General features: G+C 68.9%; 3 protein-coding genes and 1 pseudogene. 3 read left to right on the plus strand and 1 reads right to left on the minus strand.

The genetic code is table 11. The annotated features are described in order from the left end of the window. Positions 1 to 335: 335 nt before the first annotated feature. The 3 genes and pseudogenes from ABZS37_RS00895 to ABZS37_RS00905 all read left to right on the plus strand — a co-directional run. Positions 336 to 569, plus strand: a pseudogene (locus ABZS37_RS00895) (AbfB domain-containing protein); the annotation flags it as partial. A gap of 35 nt (positions 570 to 604) precedes the next feature. Then, a complete protein-coding gene (locus tag ABZS37_RS00900; RefSeq protein ID WP_355164717.1) occupies positions 605 to 2,122 on the plus strand; it encodes an RICIN domain-containing protein in 1,518 nt (505 codons plus the stop codon). A gap of 201 nt (positions 2,123 to 2,323) precedes the next feature. Next, positions 2,324 to 3,865, plus strand: coding sequence for a ricin-type beta-trefoil lectin domain protein (locus ABZS37_RS00905; protein ID WP_355164718.1), 1,542 nt, complete (start codon positions 2,324 to 2,326; stop codon positions 3,863 to 3,865). Positions 3,866 to 4,116: 251 nt separating this feature from the next. Here ABZS37_RS00905 and ygiD read toward each other — a convergent pair whose 3' ends face one another. Further along, the gene (gene ygiD / locus ABZS37_RS00910) at positions 4,117 to 4,962 is read right to left on the minus strand and encodes a 4,5-DOPA dioxygenase extradiol (protein WP_355164719.1); all 846 of its coding nucleotides are present in this window, start codon (positions 4,960 to 4,962) and stop codon (positions 4,117 to 4,119) included. Positions 4,963 to 5,265: the final 303 nt, after the last annotated feature.

Here is a 5,265-nt window from a genome sequence, read left to right on the forward strand (position 1 = left end):
TGCCTTGACACGCTGGATGTGCATCGCTAACACTTGTCCGCAACACGAACTTAACGAACAGAAAACATGGCGTCTGACGCGCCAGGGCTGTCCACGAGGCGCGTCGCTCGCCGTCCGCGATTGCGCAGCCCAAGTCATACGTGCGCCGGCCTTGTTAGCGCTAACGTGCGTGTTCGCACTGAGATGGTACTGCGCACAAGGGGCGCGTCATCACCGGCCACCACTCGGCGATCCGGGTGACCCCGCAACGACACCTGGTACATCGCTTACCACCGCGTATGCCCCTCCGCGAAGGAGAAGGACCCATGTCGAGAGTCCTCGCCCGGCTCTGCTTCTACCTGCGCCACTACGGGTTCGACTTCCGGCTGGAAGCCAACGACGGCACCGCCACCTTCGCCGCCGACGCCACCTTCCGGCAGGTCGCCGGCCTCGCCAACTCCTCCTGGACGTCGTTCCAGTCCTACAGCCACCCGGACCGCTACATCCGGCACTACAACTACCTGCTCCGGCTCGATCCCGCCTCCGACGCGCAGAGCCGCGCCGACGCCACCTTCCGCGTAACCAGCTGAACTCCGACTGCGCCCCCACACCGATTGGACACGTCATGACACGGACCAGCTCGCCTCCGGGTCACGGATCGCGGAGCACCTGGTCGTTGCGCCGGCTGCCGATCATCCTGGTCACCGCGTTGACCGCGATGGTTGGCGTCGTGGGCGTCGCGTCGTCGCCGGCCACTGCCGCCACCAACCAGTTCCGGGGCGTGAACTGGGCCGTGTTGGGTGACAACTTCAGCACCGGTCCGCTCGTCGTGCAGGGCCTGAGCTCGTCCGACAGCAACGCGACGGTGCGGGCCAAGGCCAACGCCCTCTACGACGACATGGCCTCCACCATCGGGGTGAACACCGTCCGGCTGCCCATCAACACCCACACGGTGGGGACGGCGTGGTGGGAGGCGTACCGAGGCGCCATCGACGCCGCCACCGCCCGCGGATTCAAGGTCATCCTGGCCTACTGGGAGGACGGCGCCGCCTCCGGCGGCAGAATCACGAACCTCGCCGCGTGGAACGCGATGTGGTCCACCGTGACCAACACGTACGGCTCGAACACCAACGTCTACTTCGAGCCGATGAACGAGCCGCACGGTTACAGCTCAGCGGAGTGGCGCAATGTCGCCGCCGACTGGCTCAGCTACCACTATTCGGCGGTGCCCGGCCGGGTGCTCATCGGCGGCACCGGCTTCAGCCAGGACCTGCGGGACATCTGCAACGACACCCGCTTCAACTCGACACTGCTGTCCTTCCACCACTACGCCTTTTTCTACGGCGCGATGACCTACGACGCCTTCCGCAGCCACATCCAGACCCGCCTCGGCAACTGCGCCTCCCGCGCGGTCGCCACCGAGTTCGGCGCGCCCATGAACGACGGCCGCAACTACGCCGATGCGAGCAGCACCGACAACTTCGTACGCCACATCCGCGCCATGGCCCAGGTCATGCGCGACAACCAGATGGGCGGCACCTACTGGCCCGCCCTCGGCGGCAAGCCCGGCAGCATCGGTTACGACTGGTACTCGATGTTCTCCCTCAGCGGCAGCGGCACCGACCTCAACCTGACCGTCCGCAACGCCTCCGGCGCTGACCGGATCCGGTATGGCTGGGGCGACACCATCGGCGGCGGCCCCACGACACCGCCGCCGTCGACGGGATCGTTCTACCGGATCACGGTGCGGCACAGCGGCAAGGCCATGGACGTCCAGTCACCGAACACCGACAACGGCGCGCGCGTCGGCCAGTACACGTACGGCGGCAATGGGTGGCAGCAGTGGCAGTTCCAGGACGCCGGCAGCGGCTACTGGCGCATCATCAGCCGGCACAGCGGGAAATGCCTCGATGTGGTGAGCGCTTCGACCGCCGACGGCGCCGAACTCGTCCAGTACACCTGTGGCACCGGCGCCAACCAGCAGTTCCAGATGGTCGCCAACGGCAGCTACTTCCAGCTTCGGGCACGCCACAGCGGCAAATGCGTGGACGTACCGGCTGCATCGACCGCAGACGGTGTGGTCCTCAAGCAGTATCCGTGCAACACCGGCACCAACCAGCAGTGGTCGCGCTCGACTGTCTGACGATCGTCTCCCACCCCCGCAGCGTACGGCCGGCGCAGCCGTCGAACTGGTCGCGAACCTTCGGAACTCTTACAACGGTCGCCATCGTCTCATCGGCACTGCCTGGCGCCGCTCGCGGACATTGACATCCGTCGCTTTAGTGGTAAGGATTGTTGCCTGAGAGCGCTCTCACGCCCTGATCAATCCATCTGGAGGTGCGCCATGATCCGCGAACTGGGTGTTGTCCTGGGGGTCGCGACGCTCGTCACCGCGCTGGCCTCGGTGCCCGCCGACGGCGCGTCAGCCGCCCCGCCGCCCGGCCCGGTGCCGCCGGCCGCCGCCCACCCGTCACCCGACCTCCCGGCGGGCCAGCGGGCCGCCCTGCGCCGCGACCTCGGCCTGACCGACGACCAGATCCGCCAACGGTCGACCGTTGAGGCGGGCGCGCCGTCGATCGAACGACGACTACGCGCCGAGTTGGCAACCACCTACGGCGGCTCCTGGATCGCGGCGGACGGCACCACCCTGGTGGTCGGAGTGACCACGGCCGCCCGCGCCGGCCGGGTCCGCAGCGCCGGCGCCCAGCCGCAGGTGGTCCGCTGGAGCATGGCCGACCTGGACCGGACCAAGGCCGCCCTCGACCGCGAGGCCGACCGCGCCGGCGCGACCGTGCACTCCTGGTACGTGGATCCGGCGAGCAACAGCGTGGTGGTCCGGGCCGCGGACACCGCGACGGCCCGCGAGTTCGTCCGCGCCACCAGCGCCACCGCCGACACGGTGCGCACCGTGTCGAGCGCGCAACCGTACCGGCCGGTGTACGACGTCCGGGGCGGCGACCAGTACGTCATCAACAACAGTGTGCTGTGCTCGGTCGGGTTCGCGGTCGCCGGTGGCTTCGTCACCGCCGGACACTGCGGCGGCGTGGGCAGCACCACCAGCGGTAGCGGCGTCGCGCAGGGCACCTTCCGGGGCTCGTCCTTCCCGGGCAACGACTACGCCTGGGTGCAGGTCAACTCCTCCTGGCAGGCCACGCCGACGGTGAACACCTACAACGGCGGCACGACCAGCGTCGCCGGCTCCGCGGAGGCGGCGGTCGGCAGCTCGGTCTGCCGCTCCGGCCGGACCACCGGCTGGCGCTGCGGCACGATCACCGCCCGGGATGTCACGGTCAACTACTCCGGCTCTCTGGTCTACGGGCTGGTCGCGAGCAGCGCGTGCGCGCAGCCCGGTGACTCCGGCGGCTCGTTCATCTCCGGCAACCAGGCCCAGGGCGTCACCTCCGGTGCCGGCGGCGACTGCAACTCCGGCGGCACGACCGTCTACCAGCCGGTGAACGAGATCCTCGGCGCGTACGGGCTCGCCCTCACCACCACCGGGGGCGGCGGTGCGAGCCAGATCATCGGGTACGCCGGCAAGTGCATCGACGTCCCCAACTCCAACGGCGCCGACGGCCAGTACCTGCAGCTGTGGACCTGCAACGGCACCAACGCCCAGCGGTGGACGTTCGCTGGCGACGGCACCGTCCGGGCGCTCGGGTTGTGCATGGACGTGGCCGGGGGGTCGACCGCGAACGGCGCGGTGATCCAGCTCGCGAACTGCAGCGGCAATCCGGCCCAGCAGTTCGTGCTCAGCGGGGCCGGAGACCTGGTCAACCCGCAGGCCAACAAGTGCGTCGACGTGCAGGACTGGAACAGCGCGGACGGCGCGCGGCTGCTGCTCTGGGAGTGCCACGGCGGCGCCAACCAGAAGTGGCGGCGCGGCTGAGTCAACTCCGGCCGGGGACGGGGCAGCCGCGCCACCGGCCGCCCCGTCCCCGGCCGCGATCGGCGAGCCTATGGGGAGTGGTGGCGGAGACGGACGATCACCGCCGCGCCGGTGGCGACCTGGGAACGGCCACCGCCGGCGCGGCCCGGCGTCAGAGCCGGGAGGTGAAGGTGGCCAGGAAGCCTCCTTCTGGCAGCATGATCGTGGGCACGGCGCCGAGTAGTCGCTTGCCGTTAGGTCGCGCACAACCCCTAGATGTTCGAGCCGTCGGGCGGCAGGTCGTCGGGCGGCTGTGGGGATCCGCCTTCGCCAGCGGCGTCGGGGCAGGGCAGCCCGAGGGTGTAGGCCGTCATCGACAACGATCCGTAGGCGTAGCCGTGCACGAGGACGTCGGTGTCCTGAGTGTCGGCGGTCGCGGCCAGACCGGCGAGGTAGAGCGCGGGAATGAAGTGATCCGGGGTCGGCACCGCGTGGCGGAAGTCGCGGTGGGTGTCGAGCGTCGCGAACTCGCCCGGATTGGTCAACATGCGGGTTTTGGCGTCCTCGTCGAAGCGCTGGGCCCAGTCGTAGCCGTCGTCGGTCAGCTTCCAGTCCATGCCGCGTAGGTTGTGCACGACGTTACCGCTGGCGATGATGAGCACTCCGCGTTGTCTCAGTGGAGCGAGCTTGGCGCCGAGCTGAAAATGGTAGTCCAAGGGCTTGTCGGCGTTGATGCTGAGCTGTACGACCGGGACCGAGGCGTCAGGGAAAGCGTGCGTCAAGACAGACCAGGTGCCGTGGTCAATGCCCCAGCTGTCGAGGTCGGCACCGACCCAGGTCGGGTGAACGGCGTCGCTGATCTCCGTAACCAGCTCGGGCAGCCCCGGCGCGGGGTACTGCACCTCGAACAATGCCTGCGGGAAGCCGTAGAAGTCGTGGATGGTCCGCGGCCGGGGCATCGCGGTGACGGCGGTGGCATTGGTGTACCAATGCGCGCTGACGACCAGGATGACACGGGGCCGAGGCACCGCGGCACCGAAGGCCCTCCACGAGGTGGTGTATCGGTTGACCTCGAGGGCGTTCATGGGATTGCCATGGCCGATGAACGCGGCGGGCATCAGTGCAGCTGAGCCGCCGGAGGGGACTGCGTTCACGTCGGGCCCTTCCGGAGTTGCCGTCGGAGCGTCACCTGAAGTGTCGGTAGATCTTCAGAGTAGACCCCTGACGGCCGGTCGACGGCGAACTCCGGATCGGCGACCCGGTTCTTCGTGGGCATCCGCTGAACCCTGGGGTTCAACCCAGAATGCTGACCGCCGAGCCGGCCCGTGGGCGCCCACACAGAGACGTGGGGCCGTCTGTCGGTAACGTCAGTCGTCCCGTCCCTGGCGGTGGAGCCGAACCGGGACGGCCACTCCACCGGG

Origin of the sequence: Micromonospora sp. NPDC005413 (assembly GCF_040606435.1) — a bacterium.
Classification (GTDB): domain Bacteria; phylum Actinomycetota; class Actinomycetes; order Mycobacteriales; family Micromonosporaceae; genus Micromonospora.

Bases quoted from the DNA above. Each gene is read 5' to 3' on its own strand.
- ABZS37_RS00905 (WP_355164718.1), top strand. From the start codon at position 2,324: ATGATCCGCGAACTGGGTGTTGTCCTGGGGGTCGCGACGCTCGTCACC.
- ygiD (WP_355164719.1), bottom strand. From the start codon at position 4,962: ATGCCCGCCGCGTTCATCGGCCATGGCAATCCCATGAACGCCCTCGAG.
- ABZS37_RS00900 (WP_355164717.1), top strand. From the start codon at position 605: ATGACACGGACCAGCTCGCCTCCGGGTCACGGATCGCGGAGCACCTGG.